This window comes from Streptomyces sedi (genome assembly GCF_006335015.1).
Taxonomy (GTDB): Bacteria; Actinomycetota; Actinomycetes; order Streptomycetales; family Streptomycetaceae; genus Streptomyces; species Streptomyces sedi.
This window is the reverse complement of sequence record NZ_VDGT01000004.1, coordinates 339288-357080: the sequence shown is the minus strand read 5'-3', so window position 1 is coordinate 357080 and position 17793 is coordinate 339288. Positions and strand designations below refer to the sequence as shown.

At 72.3% G+C, this 17793-nt stretch carries 11 protein-coding genes, 5 tRNA genes and 1 riboswitch; of the genes, 7 read left to right on the top strand and 9 right to left on the bottom strand.

Features of this window, described 5'->3' with window-relative positions; all coding sequences use genetic code 11:
* Positions 1-97 precede the first annotated feature (97 nt).
* From FH715_RS08235 to FH715_RS08225, 3 genes are all read right to left on the bottom strand, one after another.
* Positions 98-1192 carry a M23 family metallopeptidase gene (locus FH715_RS08235; protein WP_139642280.1) on the bottom strand — a complete coding sequence of 365 codons (1095 nt, stop codon included), beginning with the start codon at positions 1190-1192 and terminating at the stop codon, positions 98-100.
* Between the two features lie 11 nt (positions 1193-1203).
* Positions 1204-1371, bottom strand: a riboswitch (cyclic di-AMP (ydaO/yuaA leader).
* A gap of 328 nt (positions 1372-1699) precedes the next feature.
* Positions 1700-2761, bottom strand: a complete 1062-nt coding sequence (locus tag FH715_RS08230) for a PP2C family protein-serine/threonine phosphatase (RefSeq protein WP_139642277.1) — start codon at positions 2759-2761, stop codon at positions 1700-1702.
* A 481-nt stretch (positions 2762-3242) separates the two neighbouring features.
* Positions 3243-4235, bottom strand: a complete 993-nt coding sequence (locus FH715_RS08225) for an aldo/keto reductase (RefSeq protein ID WP_425472690.1) — start codon at positions 4233-4235, stop codon at positions 3243-3245.
* Between the two features lie 91 nt (positions 4236-4326).
* On the opposite strand from FH715_RS08225, the gene FH715_RS08220 reads away from it, so the two are divergent.
* Positions 4327-5157: an aldo/keto reductase gene (locus FH715_RS08220; protein ID WP_139642275.1), complete on the top strand. Its 831-nt coding sequence runs from the start codon at positions 4327-4329 to the stop codon at positions 5155-5157.
* Positions 5158-5229: 72 nt separating this feature from the next.
* Here the strand turns inward: FH715_RS08220 and FH715_RS08215 are convergent.
* The 3 genes from FH715_RS08215 to FH715_RS08205 form a co-directional block, all read right to left on the bottom strand.
* Positions 5230-5302: transfer RNA gene (locus FH715_RS08215), tRNA-Lys, on the bottom strand.
* Positions 5303-5468: 166 nt separating this feature from the next.
* Complete coding sequence (locus FH715_RS08210) at positions 5469-7406, bottom strand: DEAD/DEAH box helicase (RefSeq protein ID WP_139642273.1); 1938 nt, start codon at positions 7404-7406, stop codon at positions 5469-5471.
* 290 nt (positions 7407-7696) lie between these two features.
* The gene (locus FH715_RS08205) at positions 7697-8059 is read right to left on the bottom strand and encodes a metallopeptidase family protein (RefSeq protein WP_211367483.1); all 363 of its coding nucleotides are present in this window, start codon (positions 8057-8059) and stop codon (positions 7697-7699) included.
* A 128-nt stretch (positions 8060-8187) separates the two neighbouring features.
* Here FH715_RS08205 and FH715_RS08200 point away from each other — a divergent pair.
* The 3 genes from FH715_RS08200 (at position 8188) to FH715_RS08190 (ending at position 9140) form a co-directional block, all read left to right on the top strand.
* Positions 8188-8260 (top strand) — tRNA-Glu (locus FH715_RS08200).
* Between the two features lie 728 nt (positions 8261-8988).
* Positions 8989-9063: transfer RNA gene (locus tag FH715_RS08195), tRNA-Asp, on the top strand.
* A gap of 3 nt (positions 9064-9066) precedes the next feature.
* Positions 9067-9140 (top strand) — tRNA-Phe (locus tag FH715_RS08190).
* 69 nt (positions 9141-9209) lie between these two features.
* Here the strand turns inward: FH715_RS08190 and FH715_RS08185 are convergent.
* Positions 9210-10217 carry an ABC transporter permease gene (locus tag FH715_RS08185; protein WP_246108623.1) on the bottom strand — a complete coding sequence of 336 codons (1008 nt, stop codon included), beginning with the start codon at positions 10215-10217 and terminating at the stop codon, positions 9210-9212.
* Between the two features lie 101 nt (positions 10218-10318).
* On the opposite strand from FH715_RS08185, the gene hrpA reads away from it, so the two are divergent.
* Positions 10319-14356, top strand: coding sequence for an ATP-dependent RNA helicase HrpA (gene hrpA, locus FH715_RS08180; RefSeq protein WP_139642271.1), 4038 nt, complete (start codon positions 10319-10321; stop codon positions 14354-14356).
* Between the two features lie 84 nt (positions 14357-14440).
* Positions 14441-14515: transfer RNA gene (locus tag FH715_RS08175), tRNA-Asp, on the top strand.
* A 367-nt stretch (positions 14516-14882) separates the two neighbouring features.
* Here FH715_RS08175 and bldC read toward each other — a convergent pair.
* Together bldC and FH715_RS08165 are read right to left on the bottom strand one after the other, a co-directional pair.
* Positions 14883-15089: a developmental transcriptional regulator BldC gene (gene bldC, locus FH715_RS08170; RefSeq protein ID WP_019431930.1), complete on the bottom strand. Its 207-nt coding sequence runs from the start codon at positions 15087-15089 to the stop codon at positions 14883-14885.
* Positions 15090-15530: 441 nt separating this feature from the next.
* On the bottom strand, positions 15531-16370 hold the full coding sequence (locus FH715_RS08165; RefSeq protein WP_139642269.1) for a DUF8083 family protein: 840 nt from the start codon (positions 16368-16370) through the stop codon (positions 15531-15533).
* A gap of 183 nt (positions 16371-16553) precedes the next feature.
* Between FH715_RS08165 and FH715_RS08160 the strand changes: the two genes are divergently transcribed.
* On the top strand, positions 16554-17693 hold the full coding sequence (locus FH715_RS08160; protein WP_246108622.1) for a Leu/Phe/Val dehydrogenase: 1140 nt from the start codon (positions 16554-16556) through the stop codon (positions 17691-17693).
* Positions 17694-17793: the final 100 nt, after the last annotated feature.

Here is a 17793-nt window from a genome sequence, read left to right as displayed (position 1 = left end):
TTCGGCGACACGGGAGGACTTGAGAGGGCACGGGAAAGACCGACGGCCCTGGCGTCGGGGGGCGCCGCCAGAGCCGCCGGCCGTCGGTGGGGGCCCGTCAGACGGACAGGCCCTTGCCCCGGAGCCAGCTCAGCGGGTCGATCGCGTCGCCGCCCGAGGGGCGCACCTCCATGTGGAGGTGGGGACCGGAGGAGTTGCCCGTGGAGCCGACCCGGCCGATGACGTCACCGGTGGTGACCTCGGCGCCGGCCGAGACGCTCATCGAGGAGAGGTGGCAGTACCAGACCTCGTTGCCGTCCTCCTGCTCGACGATGATGCGGTAACCGTAGGAGCCCGCCCAGGCGGCCTCCTTGACCGTGCCGGTGTGCACGTTCTTCACCGGGGTGCCGGTGGAGGCGGCGAAGTCGGTGCCCGTGTGGGTCGACTGCCACATGGAGCCGCTCTCGCCGAAGCCGGAGGTGAGGCGGTAGCCGCTGACCGGCACGGAGTAGCTGGCGCGCAGCTCGGCCAGGCGCCGCTCCTCCTCCTGCCGCTGCCGTTCCTCCTCCTCGGCGCGCTGCCGCTCCTCCTCGGCGACCCGCTCGGCCTCGGCCTGCTCCGCCGCCCGCTCGGCGGCGGCGGTCCGCGCCTGGGTCTGGGCCTCGGAACGCGCCTGGGTCTCGGCGCTGGCCTCCTGCTGGTCGGCCTGCTGGAGGATGCGCGCCCGCAGCGCCTCGCCGGCGTCGGCGCGCCCCTCGGCGACCTCGTTCTCGGTGAGGCCGGCCGTGGTGAAGACGGAAGTGGTCGCCGCGTCCTCGCCACCGGAGACGAGCGCGCCCAGCAGGGGCAGTTCGGCGACGTGGTCGGCGGCGCCGCCCATCCCGGGGACCGAGCCGGCGCCCTCCTCGTTGGCGGTGGCCATGCCACCGGCGCCGACGGCGGCGATGACGCCCACGCCGAGCACGGCGCGGCTGCGGGCGATGGTGCCGCCGCGCTGGCGGGCTACACGGTGCCGGCCGCGGACCGGGCGGAGGGTCTCCTCGCCCGGGTTCCACTCGGGGCGGGGCTCGTCCTCGGTGACCCGGGGGCCGTAGTAAGTGGGGTGGGTCCCGTAGGAGGCGGCATAGGTGCCGTATCCGTCCTCCGGGGTGGTGGTGCGCTCCCGTGGCGGGGCGTCCAGGGAGTCCACGGAGGCGTGCCGGTTCGACGCCACAGGGGCGTTCTCCTTTCCTTCCCTCTCACCTACCGGGTTAGCTGACGGGTTCGGAGCAGGAAGGTCTCCTACGAGCGGCTGGCGGTCTCCCCCCGGCCGTCCGATTCACCCCAAGTGGTGGTTCCCCGGTTCCTTCGGTGCGTTGGTGGCGCACACGCCGGATTCGGCGATTGCGACGCGGCCCCACCTCTGGCGGCGGGGGTGACTACCGCGCTGCGTTATCGAACGTTAATAGACGGGACCGCTGGATTCCAAGTGCTGTCGGGAAAAACCCACGGGCGGCGGCGGGACCATCACCAACCAACTCCTGCAAAACGGGCAAAATTCCAAACCAGTGTGGGCAGAGTCGCATCCTGACGGTGTGTCAGTTGTTATCGCAGGGGCACTTCTCCCACACCCTCGGTGACACCGGAGGGGTGCGTGTGGCGGGCGGGGCGCCACGCCGCTCCTCGGTCAACTCGCGGCGCACGAGGCGCCGTTGCCACTGAACGCCCCGGGCAGGCGGGGTCAAGGCGTCGGCGCCCGGGGCGCGTTGGCGGAGGGGGACTGGGCGGCCAGCAGCGCCAGGTCGTCCTTGAGGCCGCCCCCGCTGTGCGCGGTCACGTCGTCGAGCAGCCAGTCCAGCAGCGCGTGCGGCGAGGGGAAACGCCGCTCCCCGAGACGCGCCAGCGGGTCGTAGAAGACCCCGGCCGCGTCCCTGGCCTCGCTCAGCCCGTCCGTGTACAGCAGCAGGTGCGCGCCCGGCGGAAAGTCCGTCGCGGTCGTCAGGTCGCGGTGCTCCTCCAGCTCCCGCAGGCCGAGCGGGAGCGCCGGCTCGGTGGTGAGATAGCGCGCCTCACCGCCGGAGACCAGCAGCACGGGCGGCGGGTGGCCCCGGTTGATCAGCCGCAGCCGCAGCGGGGGGCCCGCGGACAGTTCGACGAGGACGGCGGTGGTGAACCCCTCGTTGGACTCCAGGTCCGGGCGGTTGCGGCGCTCGCGGATCAGGGTGTCCTCCATCCGCGCCGCCACCGCGCTCAGCTCCACCTCGCTCTCGGCGGCCTCGCGGAACGCGCCGAGCAGCACCGCCACCACCTCCGTGGCGCCGAGCCCCTTCCCCCGCACGTCCCCGACCAGCATCCGCACGCCGTGCGGTGTCTCGCGCACCGAGTAGAGGTCGCCGCCGATCAGCGCGTTCCGCTGGGCGGCCCGGTAGCGCGCCGAGACCCGCAACGGACCGACGCGCTCCGGTGGTTCCGGCACCACGGCGCGCTGCACGGTCTCGGCGATACGTCGCGCGGAGGCCACCCGGGCGTCCCGGCGGGCGAGCATTCGGTTCAGAAAGAGGGCGAAGAGGCCCATCAGTGCCACGGTGCCGATCTTCACCGGCGCCTCCGGGCCGTTCGGCGCTATCTGCGCCAACTCGAAGACGACCAGCAGGATCGCCAGCACCGAGTAGGCCAGGGTCGCCCCGAACGACAGCACCGGCGCCGCCGCGATCGGCGCCGCCACGTAGAAGGGGGTGAGGGTGACATGCGCCGGCGTCACGTAGTCCAGCACGCCGCCGACCAGCAGCAGCGCCCCGGGCAAGACGGGATAGAGCCGCCACCACGCAGTACCGGGACCCTTGCTCCGCACTCTCCCACTGTGCGTGCGGCGCGCACCCCCCGCGACCGCGACCGCGGCGCGGCCGGGCCCCAGCAGCCCGGCCGCGCCATGGCACGGCCCTTCCTCGGCCGCCCGGCACCGATGCGCTGATCAGGCGGTGTCCGGCCGATCGCCGCCAGTCATCCGCCGCCACACGCCCCGGGAGCGCCGAGCGGGCACCCCAGAACCCACCGTTGGCCGTCTCCCGTACCGCCTCATCGGGCCCCCTGCTGTCCCCACGCGACGGCAGCGCCGCGCTGCCAGGACCAGCATTTCCGGTCACCCCCGGCGTGAAAACGCCGGGCGCACCGGCGCGCGGCAGCGCCCGGAGTGGTGAGCGAGCGCGCACGCGCGCCGGTCGCGGAACGGGGCGCACACGCCAGGTCCCACGCCCGCGCGCGACGGTCGCCAGCGCCGGCGCGGGCTACCAGCGGTGGTGCACCTGTGCGCGCAGCCGCCGGTCGTAGACGTCGCGCACGGCGGCGAGCGTCGGCTCGTCCAGCGGCGGCAGCCCGGCCGCCGCCGCGTTCGCCGCCGCCTGCTCCGCCGACCTGGCGCCCGGGATCACCGTGGTCACCCCCGGCTGCTGAACGGCCCAGCGCAGCGCGCCCGCCGCCGGCTCCACCCCGTCGGGCAGCAGCCCGGCGAACTCCGCGGCGGCCTCGACACCGGTCGCGAAGTCCACCCCCGAGAAGGTCTCGCCCTGGTCGAACGCCTCACCGCTCCGGTTGAACGTGCGGTGGTCGTTCTCCGCGAAGACCGTCGAGGCGGTGTACCGGCCGGAGAGCAGCCCCGACGCCAGCGGCACCCGCACGATCACCGCCACCCCGGCCTCCGCCGCGGCCGGCAGCACCCGCTCCAGCGGCTTCCGCCGGAAGGGGTTGAGGATGATCTGGAGGCTGGCGACCCCGGGCCTGGCGATGGCCGCGAGCGCCTCGTCGCAGGTCTCGACGCTGACCCCGTACCCCGCGACCCGCTCCTCGGCGACCAGGGTGTCCAGCGCGTCGAAGACCGCGTCCGAGGCGATCACCGCGGCCGGCGGGCAGTGCAGCTGCACCAGGTCCAGCCGGTCCACGCCGAGGTTGCTCCGCGAACGGTCGGTCCACGCACGGAAGTTGTCCAACGTGTAGTGCTCCGGCAGCTGCTCGACCCGGCGCCCCATCTTGGTCGCCACCAGCACCCCGGCATCCGGCCGTTCCCTCAGGTAACCGCCGATCAGCCGCTCGCTGCGGCCGTCGCCGTAGACATCGGCCGTGTCGAAGAAGGTCACCCCCGCCTCGACCGAGGCGTCCAGCACCGCGTGTGCGGCGCCCTCCGAGACCTCACCCCAGTCGGCCCCCAGCTGCCAGGTGCCGAGCCCGACGACGGAGGTCCGCCGTCCCAACCTTTCCCACGCACGTCGTTCCATGGCCGGCATCCTCTCACCGGCCCCCGGGGGCTGACCGAGGCCGGTGCTACGTTGCCGACCCGGCTTCCCGGGCCCCGGGGGCCGCTACCAAGAGTGCCTCTTGACCACACGCACATTCGAGATCGGCGGGGAGCGCACGGTGCGGCGCCTCGGGTTCGGCGCCATGCGCCTGCCGACGGAGGGCGCCGACCGCGCGCGCGGCCTGGCGGTGGCGCGGCAGGCGGTGCGGCTGGGGATCGACCTGATCGACACCGCGCACCTCTACGGCTGGGGAGCCAACGAGACGCTGCTCGCCGAGGCGCTGCACCCGTACCCCCGGGAGCTGCTGATCGCCACCAAGGTCGGGATAGCGCCACCGGGCCCCGGACACGGGATCCTCCCCGACGGCCGCCCCGCGTTCCTGCGGGCCCAGGTCGACGAGGGCCTGCGGCGGCTGAGGCTCGAACGGATCGAGCTGCTCCAGCTGCACGAGGTGGACCCCAGGGTGCCGCTGGCCGACCAGGTCGGCACGCTCGCCGAGGCCCGCGCCCAGGGGAAGATCGCGCACATCGGACTCTCCGAGGTGACCGTGGAGCAGCTCGCCGAGGCGCGGGCGATCACCGGGATCGCGACCGTGCAGAACCGCTACAGCGTGCTGGACCGCGGGTACGAGGACGTCGTCGACACCTGCGAGGCGGCCGGGATCGGTTTCCTCCCCTGGCGCCCGGTCCACCCCGCCACCACCGACGCCGGCGAGGTCGCCGCCGTCGCCGCCGAGCTGGGCGCCACGGCGGCGCAGGTCGCGCTCGCCTGGCTGCTGCACAGGAGCCCCGTGATGCTCCCCATCCCCGGCACCGGCTCGCTCGCCCATCTGGAGGAGAACGCGGGCGCCGACGAACTCGCGCTCACCCCCGAGCAGTTCGCCCGCCTGGACCGGCTCGCCCGCCCCTGACGGCGGCCCTGAACGACCACGAGGCCCCGACCGGAACCCGCCCGGTGGGGCCTCGACGCGTGTCTCGCGCGGTAGGCCGTGTGGGACTCGAACCCACAACCAATGGATTAAAAGTCCACTGCTCTGCCAATTGAGCTAACGGCCCGCACGGAGCAGCATAGCCCGCCCCGCTCGCCCGGTTCGAGGGGAATCAGCCACGCGGCGCCCCGTTCGGGACCAACGGTGCCACTCCCTCGCCGACCTGCCCGTTCGCCCGGAAGCCCCGGAGACGGGCCCGCCCCGCCGGTGAGACGGCGGGGCGGACGGCCGGGTCAGTCGTTGCGCTTCCAACGCGGCTTGTCGGCGCGGCGGTCGAAGGAGCCGCCGCCGGAACGCTCGCCCCGGTAGCCACCGCGGTCACCGCCCCGGTCGCCACCGCCACGCGGCCGGTCGTCGCGGCGGAAACCGCCACGGTCGCCGCCACCGCGGTGCTCCTCGCGGCGGAAGCCGCCCTCGCGACGGAAGCCGCCGCCCTCGCGGTCCCCACCCCGGTAGCCGCCGCGGTCGCCGCCGCCCCGGTGGTCGTCGCGGCGGAAACCGCCGCCTTCCTCGCGCCGCCCGTGCGGGCGCCGGTCGTCCCGGAACCCGCCCCGGTCGCCACCGCCACGCGGCCGGTCGTCGCGGCGGAAACCGCCACGGTCGCCGCCACCGCGGTGCCCGTCACGGCGGAAACCGCCGCGCTCACCGCGCTCGCCGCGCTCGTTGCGCGCCGCCTCGACGCGGGCCGCCTTCTCCGCGCGCCTGGCCTCGCGGATCGCCTCCCGCTCGGCCTCGCGCTCCGCCTCGGCGAGCGCCTCGGTCCTGGCCTCGGCGGCCTGCGAGATCGCCTCCGCCGGGTCGTCGCCGCGCTCCCGCGCCGCGCGCGCCGTCAGCCGCTCCGCCTCCTCGACCAGCTCGGTCGAACGGCCCTTGGCCTTCTCCAACTCCCGCGCCAGCCTGGCGACCTCGCGCTCGGAGTGCGTCGCGGCACCCATCGCCGCCTCGGCCTGCACCTCGGTCAGCGAACGCGCGCCGACGATGTCGGCCACGTCCTGCGAGAACAGGTCCCCGCGCCCGATGGTGTGGCGCGCGGCGTCCACGCCCGCGTCCTCCATCAGCCGGAAGATGGTCCGCCGCTGGTGCGGCAGCGCCAGCGAGACCACGGTGCCCGAGCGCCCCGCACGGGCGGTACGGCCCGAACGGTGCAGGTAGTCCTTGTGGTCACCGGCCGGGTCCACGTTGAGCACCACGTCGATGCCGTCGACATGGATGCCACGGGCCGCCACGTCGGTGGCCACCAGCACGCTGACCCTGCCGTCCTTGAAGTCGGCCAGGGTCCGCGTCCGCGCGCCCTGGGTCATCCCGCCGTGCAGCGCGTCGGCGCGCACACCGGCCTCACGCAGCTGGCCGGCGACCCGGTCGGCGCCCAGCTGGGTGCGGACGAAGACGATGGTCCGGCCCTCGCCGGCGGCGATCGCCGCCGTCAGGGGGGCCTTGTCCCGCGGCTTCACGATCAGCACGTGGTGGCTCATGGTGGTCACCGCGCCCTGGGCGGCGTCCACCTCGTGGCTCACCGGGTCGACCAGGTAGCGCTTGACCAGGGTGTCGATCTCGTTCTCCAGGGTGGCGGAGAAGAGCATCCGCTGACCGCCGGGCGGAACCAGGTCGAGCAGCTCGGTGACCTCGGGCAGGAAGCCCAGGTCGGCCATCTGGTCGGCCTCGTCGAGCACCGCGACCTGCACGTCTTCCAGCGAGCAGGCGCGCCGGCCGATCACGTCGCGCAGCCGGCCGGGGGTGGCCACCAGCACGTCGACGCCGCGCTCCAGGGCGTAGATCTGGTTGCCCATGGAGGTGCCGCCGCAGACGACCTTCAGCCGCAGGCCCAGCACGTCGCCGTAGGGCTCCAGCGCGTCGGCCACCTGCATGGCCAGCTCGCGGGTGGGCGTGAGGATGACGGCGCGCGGGCGCTTGGGCTGGGTGCGACCGCCGGCCAGCCTGGTCAGCAGCGGCAGCCCGAAGCTCAGGGTCTTGCCGGAGCCGGTGCGGCCCCGGCCGAGGATGTCGTGGCCGGCCATCGCGTCGGGGATGGTGGCGGCCTGGATGGGGAACGGGGTGGTGACTCCGTTCTCCGCGAGTTTACGAACGACCTGCTGGGGAAGTCCCAGATCGGCGAACGTGACGGTGGGCTCGTCGTCCAAGGGCAAAACGGCCTCGGGCGTGGTGAGGGACATGCGAGGTGAGAACCTTCCGGAGGTTTGGGTGGTCGGCACGCGCCGCCTTAGCTCCGTAGGTGCTCTGGACCGCCTGCGATGCGATCAGCCACGGCGAGAGGAGGTACGCGCCACACGGCGCGCATCAAAGGGGCGCCGGGCAAGTGGGATCAAACGATCTACAAGCATACGCACGCCGCCGCCTCCCACGCAAACGCGCCTCGACGCCCCCTGCCCGGCGGCGAGTTGAGCCCACGCCTCGCGTGCCACGTTCGCGCCACCCGGGCCCCCGCCGGACCGGCCGCCCCGGCTCAGCCGTAGCCCAGGGTGTGCAGCCGTTCGTCGTCGATGCCGAAGTGGTGGGCGATCTCGTGGACGACCGTCACCTCCACCTCGGCCACCACCAGCTCCCGGTCGCCGCCCTCGCGCGCGACCATCCGCAGCGTCGGCCCCATGTAGACGGAGATACGGTCCGGCAGCACCCCGGCGTACCACTCGCCACGCTCGGTCAGCGGGGTGCCCTCGTAGAGGCCGAGCAGCTCCGGATCCTCGGGCGGCGGCTCGTCCTCGACGAACACCGCGACGTTGTCCATCAGCCGGGTCAGCTCCGGCGGAATCCGGTCCAGCGCCTCGCTGACCAGCCCCTCGAACTCCTCACGCGTCATCTCCAGCACACCCCGATTCTCCCGCACCACCCCGGCCGGGGGAACGGCGGGCGGCGACCAACCGTTTTGCCGATCACGCGCGCGATCGCCTATGCTGCTCGGGCCCACGCCGGTGTATCGGCGGGGCTTGCGATCAGGCCCCTGTCGTCTAGCGGCCCAGGACGCCGCCCTTTCAAGGCGGTAGCGCGGGTTCGAATCCCGTCGGGGGTACGCACTCACAGCCCTCTGACCAGTGGAAACGCTCGTCAGGGGGATTCTTTTTTTCCTCTGCCCCACGACGGCTGGCCACGGCCGGTGGCGCCACGACGACGTTGTCGATGTGCGTGCCGAGGTCGTGGGAGCGCGACAGGTTGGCGAAGCCCGCGGCGGACTCACCAAGACGGCGACGCTCTTCGACAGGGACCTCGCGGTCACCCCCGGCCGGAGCCGACAAGCCCTCCGGCCGCCGGGCGTCCTCGGCGCGTTACGTCCGGGCTACGGGGTCAACGTGCTCGTCCGCTCGCAGCGGTCGTGAGGCCGTCCCGGACGAGGAGGGCGCCGGGCGTCCTCGGCGGGGACGGGCCGCGACCGATCCGACGCGTGGCTCCGAGCCCGGGCGCGCGTTCCGTCGTGTCGCCTGCTCCCCCCGCGGGCTTCCCCCCTCCCCCCCCCTCCCCCCCTCCGCCTCCGCCTCCGCCTCCGCCTCCGCCGTGGGACCGCTACACCGCGTGGCCCCCGTTCTGCCGCCGCCCCCACGGCCGGCGAACACCCGCGCCCGCTCCCCGAACTCCCTTCCGAGCTGCGGCTTTCCACCCCTCGCCACCCCCGCGGTGACACGTCGCGGCCCCACCGGGAAAGCGGTGCGGAGGGCCCTCCGCACCGTGATACGCTGATTCAGCGATGCCGACCGGTGGCACACGGTGAACACTTCTTCATCGTCCATCGACGGCGGACAGCCGGGTCCTGTGGAGCAGTTTGGAGTGCTCGCCACCCTGTCAAGGTGGAGGCCGCGGGTTCAAATCCCGTCAGGACCGCTCGGCTGGGTAGCTCAGTTGGTACGAGCGTCCGCCTGAAAAGCGGAAGGTCGCCGGTTCGATCCCGGCCCCAGCCACATCCCTTCGTTTCATCCCAGACCCTGGCAGGCCAGCCCCGCCGGGGTCTTCCTCATTCCCCCCACCACTCACCGCCCCCGGCGTCGACGGCCGGTGAGGAAGACCGCGAGGGAGAGGGCGGACCAGCCGGCGAGGACCAGATAGGGCTGGAGATGCTGGTGGCCGGGGAAGTAGACGGCCGCGTGCTGGGCGTTGACGGAGGCGCCGGGTGGCAGCCAGCGGCCGACCGTGCCGAAGAGCGAGGGCAGCAGCGGCCAGGAGACCGCCCCGCCCGACGAGGGGTTGCCGAGCAGCATCAGCAGCCCCCAGGTGGGTAGCAGAGCCCACCGCCGGAAGAGCGTGTCGAACATCGTGAAGACCATGCCCGCCGTGAACATCGTGCCCGCGAGGATCAGCCACGTCTGGGGGAACGGCAGCGGCACCGCGCCCAGGAGCCAGTCGACCGCCGCCACCACGCACACCCCGCCGAGCAGCGAGTAGCAGGCGATCACGCCGATCCGCTCCCAGGGCCGCAGCCGCGACGCGTGCACCCCCAGCTGGATGGCGCCGAGAAAGCCGCAGACGATCACGGCCAGGTTCATGTAGAAGAGCGCGAGTCCCCGCGGGTCGCCCGGGTGCAGCGGCTTGATGTCGCGGACGGTGATCTCGCTGCCGACGGAGCGGGCCGCCTCGGGGGCCGCGCGTTCGAGGACCTCGGCGACCGAGGCGCCGGCCGCGCCGGCGAGGTCCAGCTCCAGTCGTTCGCCCTCCCCGAGCCGGATCACGGCGAAGGCCGACTGGTCCTCGATCTCGTCCACAGCCTGTTGATAACCGGCGACGTGCCGCCGTTCGATCGAGCTGTCCAGCCCTCTGTCCAGCGCGTCCAGGAAGGCCCGCACCCGCGGCGCGCCGTCCGCCGGCTCCTCGGGGACGGCGATCGGCACGGCGCGCGGGGTCGGGTCGGCCATGGCGTAGCTGTACGAGCCGGCGAAGATCCCCGCCGAGACGGCCAGGATCAACGAGATCACCACGGCCGGCAGCAGCGCCTCACCGCCCGAGGACGGCGGGCGTGCGACGGTCGGCTCCTGACTCCCCACGAAGGCACCCTAATCACGCGAAAGCCGTGGAAGGGACAGAACGCGCGCGGTCCTATATGGGCTCGCCGCTGGGGGCGCGAAGGTGAGATTCTGGACCCCGTATGTCTACCGACACTCCCCCCCTCTCCCTCTCGGCCGTGGCCGACCGCCTGCCGACGCTCACCCTCGCCGACGAGCTGCGGCTCGGCCGGCGGCTTGAGGGCGCCCGGCGCGTCAGGAAGCCGGAGGCCCGGCAGGCCGTGCTGGCCGAGATCGCCGACGCCGTCGACACCGCCGAGCGGCGGGTCGAGCGGCGCAGGGCCGCCGTGCCGGCCATCGTCTACCCCGAGCAGCTGCCGGTCAGCCAGAAGAAGGACGACATCCTGGCGGCCGTCCGCGACCACCAGGTGGTGATCGTCGCCGGCGAGACCGGCTCGGGCAAGACCACCCAAATCCCGAAGATCTGCCTGGAGCTGGGCCGCGGGGTGCGCGGCCTGATCGGCCACACCCAGCCGCGCCGGATCGCCGCGCGCACGGTGGCGCAGCGGGTCGCCGAGGAGCTGGGCGGCTCGGTGGGCGAGGTGGTCGGCTTCAAGGTCCGCTTCACCGACCAGGGCAGCGACCGGACCCTGGTGAAGCTGATGACGGACGGCATCCTGCTCGCCGAGCTCCAACAGGACCGCGAGCTGCGGCAGTACGACACGATCATCATCGACGAGGCCCACGAGCGCAGCCTCAACATCGACTTCCTGCTGGGCTATCTCGCCCAGCTGCTGCCGCGCCGCCCCGACCTGAAGGTGATCATCACCTCGGCGACCATCGACCCGGAGCGCTTCGCCCGCCACTTCCGCGACGCCGAGGGCCGGGAGGCGCCGATCGTCTCCGTCTCCGGGCGGACCTACCCGGTGGAGGTGCGCTACCGCCCGCTGCTGGAGGAGGGGGAGGACGGCGAGGAGAAGGAGGGCGACGACCGGGACCAGGTCACCGCGATCTCGGACGCCGTGGACGAGCTGATGGCCGAGGGCCCCGGCGACATCCTGGTCTTTCTCTCCGGCGAGCGCGAGATCAGGGACACGGCCGACGCCCTGGAGAAACGCCGGCTGCCGCACACGGAGGTCCTGCCGCTCTACGCGCGCCTCTCCCACGGCGAGCAGCAGCGTGTCTTCCAGCGCCACGCCGGCCGGCGGATCGTGCTGGCCACCAACGTCGCCGAGACCTCGTTGACGGTCCCCGGCATCCGCTACGTGATCGACCCGGGCACGGCGCGCATCTCCCGCTACAGCCACCGCACCAAGGTGCAGCGGCTGCCGATCGAGCCGGTCTCGCAGGCCAGCGCCAACCAGCGCAAGGGCCGCTGCGGCCGGACCAGCGACGGCATCTGCGTCCGGCTCTACTCGGAGGAGGACTTCCTCTCCCGGCCCGAGTTCACCGACGCCGAGATCCTGCGCACCAACCTGGCGTCGGTGATCCTCCAGATGAACGCGGCGGGCCTGGGCGCGGTGGAGCGCTTCCCGTTCATCGACCCGCCGGACCACCGCAGCATCAAGGCCGGCGTGCAGCTGCTGGAGGAGCTGGGGGCCTTGGCGGGTTCCCGGCTGACGGAGACGGGCCGCAGGCTCTCCCGGCTGCCGGTGGACCCGCGGCTCGCGCGGATGGTGCTGGAGGCCGAACGGAACGGCTGCGTCCGCGAGGTGATGGTCGTCGTCGCCGCCCTGTCCATCCAGGACCCGCGCGAGCGCCCGGCCGACAAGCAGCAGCAGGCCGACGCACGGCACGCGCGGTTCAGGGAGGGCCCGGGCGAGGACTCGGACTTCATGGCGCTCCTCGCGCTCTGGGAGTACGTGCGGGAGCGTCAACGGGCGCTGTCGTCCTCGGCGTTCCGCCGGATGTGTCGCGACGAGTTCCTGAACTACCTGCGGATACGCGAGTGGCAGGACATCTTCGGCCAGCTGCGGCAGGTCGGCAGGACGATGGGCGTGGAGCCGGCGGGCGAGGAGGCTCCCGCGGCGGCGCCGCAGGTGGTCCACCAGTCGCTGCTGGCGGGGTTGTTGTCGCAGGTGGGCCTGAAGGACCCGGAGAAGCACGAGTATCTGGGCGCGCGCGGCGCGAAGTTCGCGGTCTTCCCCGGCTCCGCGCTCTTCCGGAAGCCGCCGCGCTGGGTGATGTCGGCGGAGCTGGTGGAGACGTCCCGGCTGTGGGCGCGGATCAACGCCAGGATCGAGCCGGAGTGGGTCGAGCCACTCGCCGGCCACCTGGTCAAGCGGACCTACAGCGAGCCGCACTGGGAGCAGAAGCAGGCGGCGGTGCTCGCCTACGAGCGGGTGACCCTCTACGGGGTGCCGATCGTCGCCCGCCGGAAGGTCAACTACGGGCGGATCGACGCGGAGGTCTCCCGGGAGCTGTTCCTGCGCCACGCGCTGGTGGAGGGCGACTGGCGGACCAACCACCGGTTCTTCCAGGACAACCGCCGGCTGCTCGCCGAGGTCGAGGAGTTGGAGCACCGGGCGCGTCGCCGGGACATCCTGGTGGACGACGAGACGCTCTTCGACTTCTACGACCAGCGCATCCCGGAGGACGTCGTCTCGGGGGCGCACTTCGACGCCTGGTGGAAGCGGAAGCGGCGCGAGGACCCGGACCTGCTCAACTTCGAGAAGTCGATGCTCATCAACGAGCGGGCCGGGCAGATCACCGAGCGCGACTATCCCGACACCTGGCGCCAGGGCGGTCTGCGGCTCCGGGTGACCTACCAGTTCGAGCCGGGCGCGGACGCGGACGGGGTCACCGTCCATCTGCCCCTTCAGGTTCTGAACCAGGTGACGTCGGCCGGCTTCGACTGGCAGATCCCGGGGCTGCGGCAGCAGTTGGTGACGGAGCTGATCCGTTCGCTGCCGAAGCCGCTGCGGAGGAACTGCGTTCCGGCGCCGGACTTCGCGCGCCGCTTCCTCGCCGAGACCCCGGAGCCGACCGAGGCGCCGCTGCGGGTGGCGCTGGCCAACGGGCTGACGCGGCTGACGGGGACGCGGATCGCGCCCGAGGACTTCGACCAGGAGAAGGTCCCGGCCCACCTGCGTGTCACCTTCCGCGTGGTGGACGAGCGGCACCGCAAGGTGACCGGGGGGCCCGCGCCCGAGGACAAGGATCTGGAGGCGCTCAAGGCGCGTTTCAAGCCCCGCGCGCAGGCCGCCCTGGACCGCGCCTTCGACGGGGGCGCGAAGGGCCCCAGAGCGGCGCGCGGGGGCGCGCACCGGGGTGAGGAGGAGAGCGGGGGCGTTCCGGAGCAGCGCACGGGGCTCACCCGCTGGAGTCTCGGCACGTTGCCGAAGGTCATGGAGACCCGGCGCGGCGGTCAACCTGTGAAGGCGTTCCCGGCGTTGGTCGACGAGGGCACCTCGGTCGCGGTGCGGCTCTTCGACAACGAGGCGGCGCAGGCGGAGGCCATGGCCAGGGGCACTCGCCGCCTGGTGCTGCTCAACCTGCCGTCCGATCCGGGCAAGTTCGCCCAGCGGAAGCTCGACAACGCGGGCAAGCTGGCGCTGGCCAGCACCCCGCACGGCTCGGTGCCCGCGCTCTTCGACGACCTGGTGACGGCCGCCGCCGACCAGCTGGTCGCGGCGCACGGCGGCCCCGCGTGGGACGAGGCGGGCTTCACCCGGCTCTTCGACGCGGTGCGGGCGGACATCGTGGAGCTGACGCTGCGGCTGACCCGGCAGGTCAGGGAGGTGCTGTCGGCGTGGGGCACGTGTGAGCGCCGGTTGGCGACCGTCCGGGGCGCCACGCTGGGGCCCTCGCTGGCCGATGTGCGGGAGCAGTTGAACGGGCTGGTGCACGCGGGCTTCGTCACGGAGCACGGCGCGCGGCGGCTTCCCGACCTGCTGCGCTATCTCCAGGCGGTCGACCGCAGGCTCCAGCAGCTGCCGCACCAGGCGGAGCGCGACCTGGCCAGGACGGCCAAGGTCAGGGAGATGATGGACGAACACGCGTGGCTGCTGGAGCAGTTCCCGGCCGGCGTGCCGGTGCCCGAACGGGCATCGGAGATCCGCTGGATGATCGAGGAGCTGCGGGTGAGCCACTTCGCCCACGCCCTGGGCACGGCGTACCCGGTCTCGGAGAAGCGGATCATCAGGGCGGTCGACGCGCTGGCCCCCGCGCAGCCTTCCTGACCTGGGAGAAGCCCGCTTCTCCCAGGCGTCGGGGGCCGATTGGCACGGGACCCGTCCGCTGGGGTAGAGTCGCCGACGCAGCTTGGTCCTGTGGAGCAGTTTGGAGTGCTCGCCACCCTGTCAAGGTGGAGGCCGCGGGTTCAAATCCCGTCAGGACCGCGTTAGTTCAATTCTTTACCGAAAGCCCGGCCCCTCTTGGAGGGTCCGGGCTTTCGACATGTCGGAGCGGGGAAGGATCAAGTCGGGCACGAAGCGGGCCTACTACCCCGCGAGGAGGGCGCGAGGCAAGCGGAGACGGGTGTGACGGGAGTCACTCAACTTGATTGCGCGCTGGACTCGTTCGACCCCGTAGAGACACCCGCCAATTTAATATGTGCAATTGCACCGGGAGTTGGGGGAACCTCACGGACCCTCAGGAACCGCCCCAGGGGCACAAAAAGATCGCGTCGGACCCGGCGGAGTCCGACGCGATCGAGACCAGGCGGACCGGAGTGGGGGCCCCGGGACCTGGGATGTGCGGTGTTGCTCAGGCCTCGCCACGCTGCTGCGGGATGCCCGCCAACAGTGCGCGCACCTCCGCTTCGCGATAGCGGCGGTGCCCACCAAGCGTGCGGATAGACGTAAGCTTGCCCGCCTTTGCCCAGCGTGTGACCGTTTTCGGGTCGACGCGGAACATCGTGGCAACCTCAGCCGGGGTCAGCAGCGGCTCGGCATCAGGGGTGCGAGCGGTCATGAGCGGCCTCCTCGGGAGAACCGAACCATCACGGTTCTTTCCTCTAAATTCTGCACCTTGACCCGCGTTGCCCGAAATGACAGACGCGAGTCGAGTCGGTTATAGGACGAACGGCTTGTCCTCGGCACTACAACTACACCATCCGTCCAGCCGGGTCGGCCAAACCGATGGAATTGCCCTCTCAGGTGTTCAACCTCGGCGGAAGCCGATGGACCATGCCATAGCGGACAGTCACGCAGCCGTGACGATCAGTCACAACGTGAATGAGTCGCCATCAGCCCTCCCAAGGAGGCGCAATACCGATCCATCCGCCCCGCGACGGACAGAAGGAGCCCCTCCGAACTCCTTGTCCTATTTTGACACGAGGGGAGTACTTGAAGGCAAGAGTCCGTACAGTGCCTTCCATCACGCTTGGGGCTTTAGTCCCCTCACGCCCCGCTTTCAGTTGGCGAACTGGCGTTCTCGCACGGCCATCCAGCGATCGGTCAGCCCTTCGTAGATCCCCTGGGCCCGTTCCAGATCGCCGGCGGCCAGAGCGCTGAGCCCCTCCGCCACCTCGGCCGCCGAGTGATCGGCCGCCAGCTGGTCCTCGGAGATCGTATAGACCAACCCGCCGTAGTCCAGTTCGACCAGCGACCGGGGGTGGAACTCCTCCAGCCAGCGCCCCACATCGGTGAGCGCCCCCACCATCGGCCCCTCGGGCATCGTCTCCTTCAGCGCGCGCAGCCCCCTGGCCACCCGCCGCCGCGCCTGGGCCATGGGCGTTCGGTAACGCATCCGCGACGCTCCGTCCGCCGGCTGTCGCTCGGCCTCGCGGAACTCCCGCTCGTCGTCCGCGAAGAGCACGAACCAGCGCACCGGCACATGCCAGAGCGCGGAGCGTATCCAGGGGCGCGCGTCGGGGTTGCGCTCACGCCAGCGCGTGTAGTCGTCCGAGGCGCGCTCCCGCACGCCGGGCGGCAGCGCCGAGTCCACCACCGACTGCGGCATCAGCCACTGCCCCACCTCCCCCATCGCCTGCCAGGACCGCAGCCTGGTCCGCCAGGGGCAGACACAGAGCACCCCGTCCAGCCAGGTCACGAACGCGTCCGCGCTCTCCCGCGCGGGCGCCACCCGAGGCGGCGTCGCGACGACCGCCCCCAGCGCGGTCCGCAGCTCGTCCTGGAGCCCCGGCAGCCCGGGGCGCCTGGCGTACTCCGCCCAGTGCCCGCGCTCCGGCTCGGGAAAGGCCGCGAGCGGCTCGTACACCCTCAGATACGCCGCGTACGGAACCTTCGCCACGCCACCCTCCCAGCTCACGTCCGACCCGTGGCCGCCCTCCGCCCGGGGCCGTGGGCACCGCCCCTGATCGTGTCACTACCGCGCACCCACGGCATCCCCGGCACCCGACCCGCCGTACTCTCGTCTCACCAAAGCCCTCACCATCAACGAGGGCTTCTCAACCGACCTACAGGAGTCACCACCGTGACCGACGTACGTCCCGCTGTCGCCGGCGACAGTGCCCCCGAGGCCGAGGTGCTCGACACCCTGTTCCACTCGGACCAGGGCGGACACGAACAGGTCGTCCTCTGTCAGGACCGGCCCACCGGCCTGCGCGCCGTGATCGCCGTCCACTCCACCGCGCTCGGCCCCGCGCTGGGCGGCACCCGCTTCCACGCCTACCCGGACTCCCCCCGCCCCGAGAGCGCCGCGCTCGCCGACGCCCTCCGACTGGCGCGCGGGATGACCTACAAGAACGCGCTGGCCGGCCTGGAGCACGGCGGCGGCAAGGCCGTGATCATCGGCGATCCGGAGAAGATCAAAACCGAGGAACTGCTGCTCGCCTACGGTCGCTGTGTGGACGCGCTCGGCGGTCGTTACGTCACCGCCTGCGATGTCGGCACCTATGTCCAGGACATGGACGTCGTCGCCAGGACCTGCCGCTGGACCACGGGGCGCTCCCCGGAGAACGGCGGCGCGGGCGACTCCTCGGTGCTCACCGCCTACGGCGTCTTCCAGGCGATGCTCGCCTCGGCCGAGCACCGCTGGGGCTCCCCCGAGCTGACCGGCCGCACGGTCGGCGTCGCCGGCGTGGGCAAGGTCGGCCATCTCCTCGTCGACCAGCTGGTCGAGGCCGGCGCCCGGGTGCTGATCCACGACGTCAACGCCGAGGCGGTCCGCCGCGTGCTCGCCGCCCACCCCTCGGTCGTCGCGGTGGACACGGCCGACGAGCTGATCGGCGCCCAGGAGCTGGACATCTACGCTCCCTGCGCGCTGGGCGGCGTGCTCAACGACCACACCGTTCCACTGCTCCGCGCCGCCGTCGTCTGCGGCGCGGCCAACAACCAACTGGACCACCCGGGCGTGGAGAAGGACCTCGCCGACCGGGGTGTCCTCTACGCCCCCGACTACGTGGTGAACTCCGGCGGGGTGATCCAGGTCGCCGACGAGCTGCACGGCTTCGACTTCGCACGTGCGAAGACCAAGGCCGCCGACATCCGGCTCACCACGCGCGAGATCTTCCAGCGCGCCGAGGCCGACGGCGTTCCCCCGGCCGTGGCCGCCGACCGGATCGCGGAACAGCGAATCGCGCAGGCCAGGGGCGTGGATCGCCCGTTTGCGTAAGACATGTCACCCCCTGCGGACGAGTCGTACTGGGAAAGAAGGTAAAATCGCCGTTGACCAGCAGAGAGGGTCCATCGGGCAACGGGCGTTGCGGCTGGGT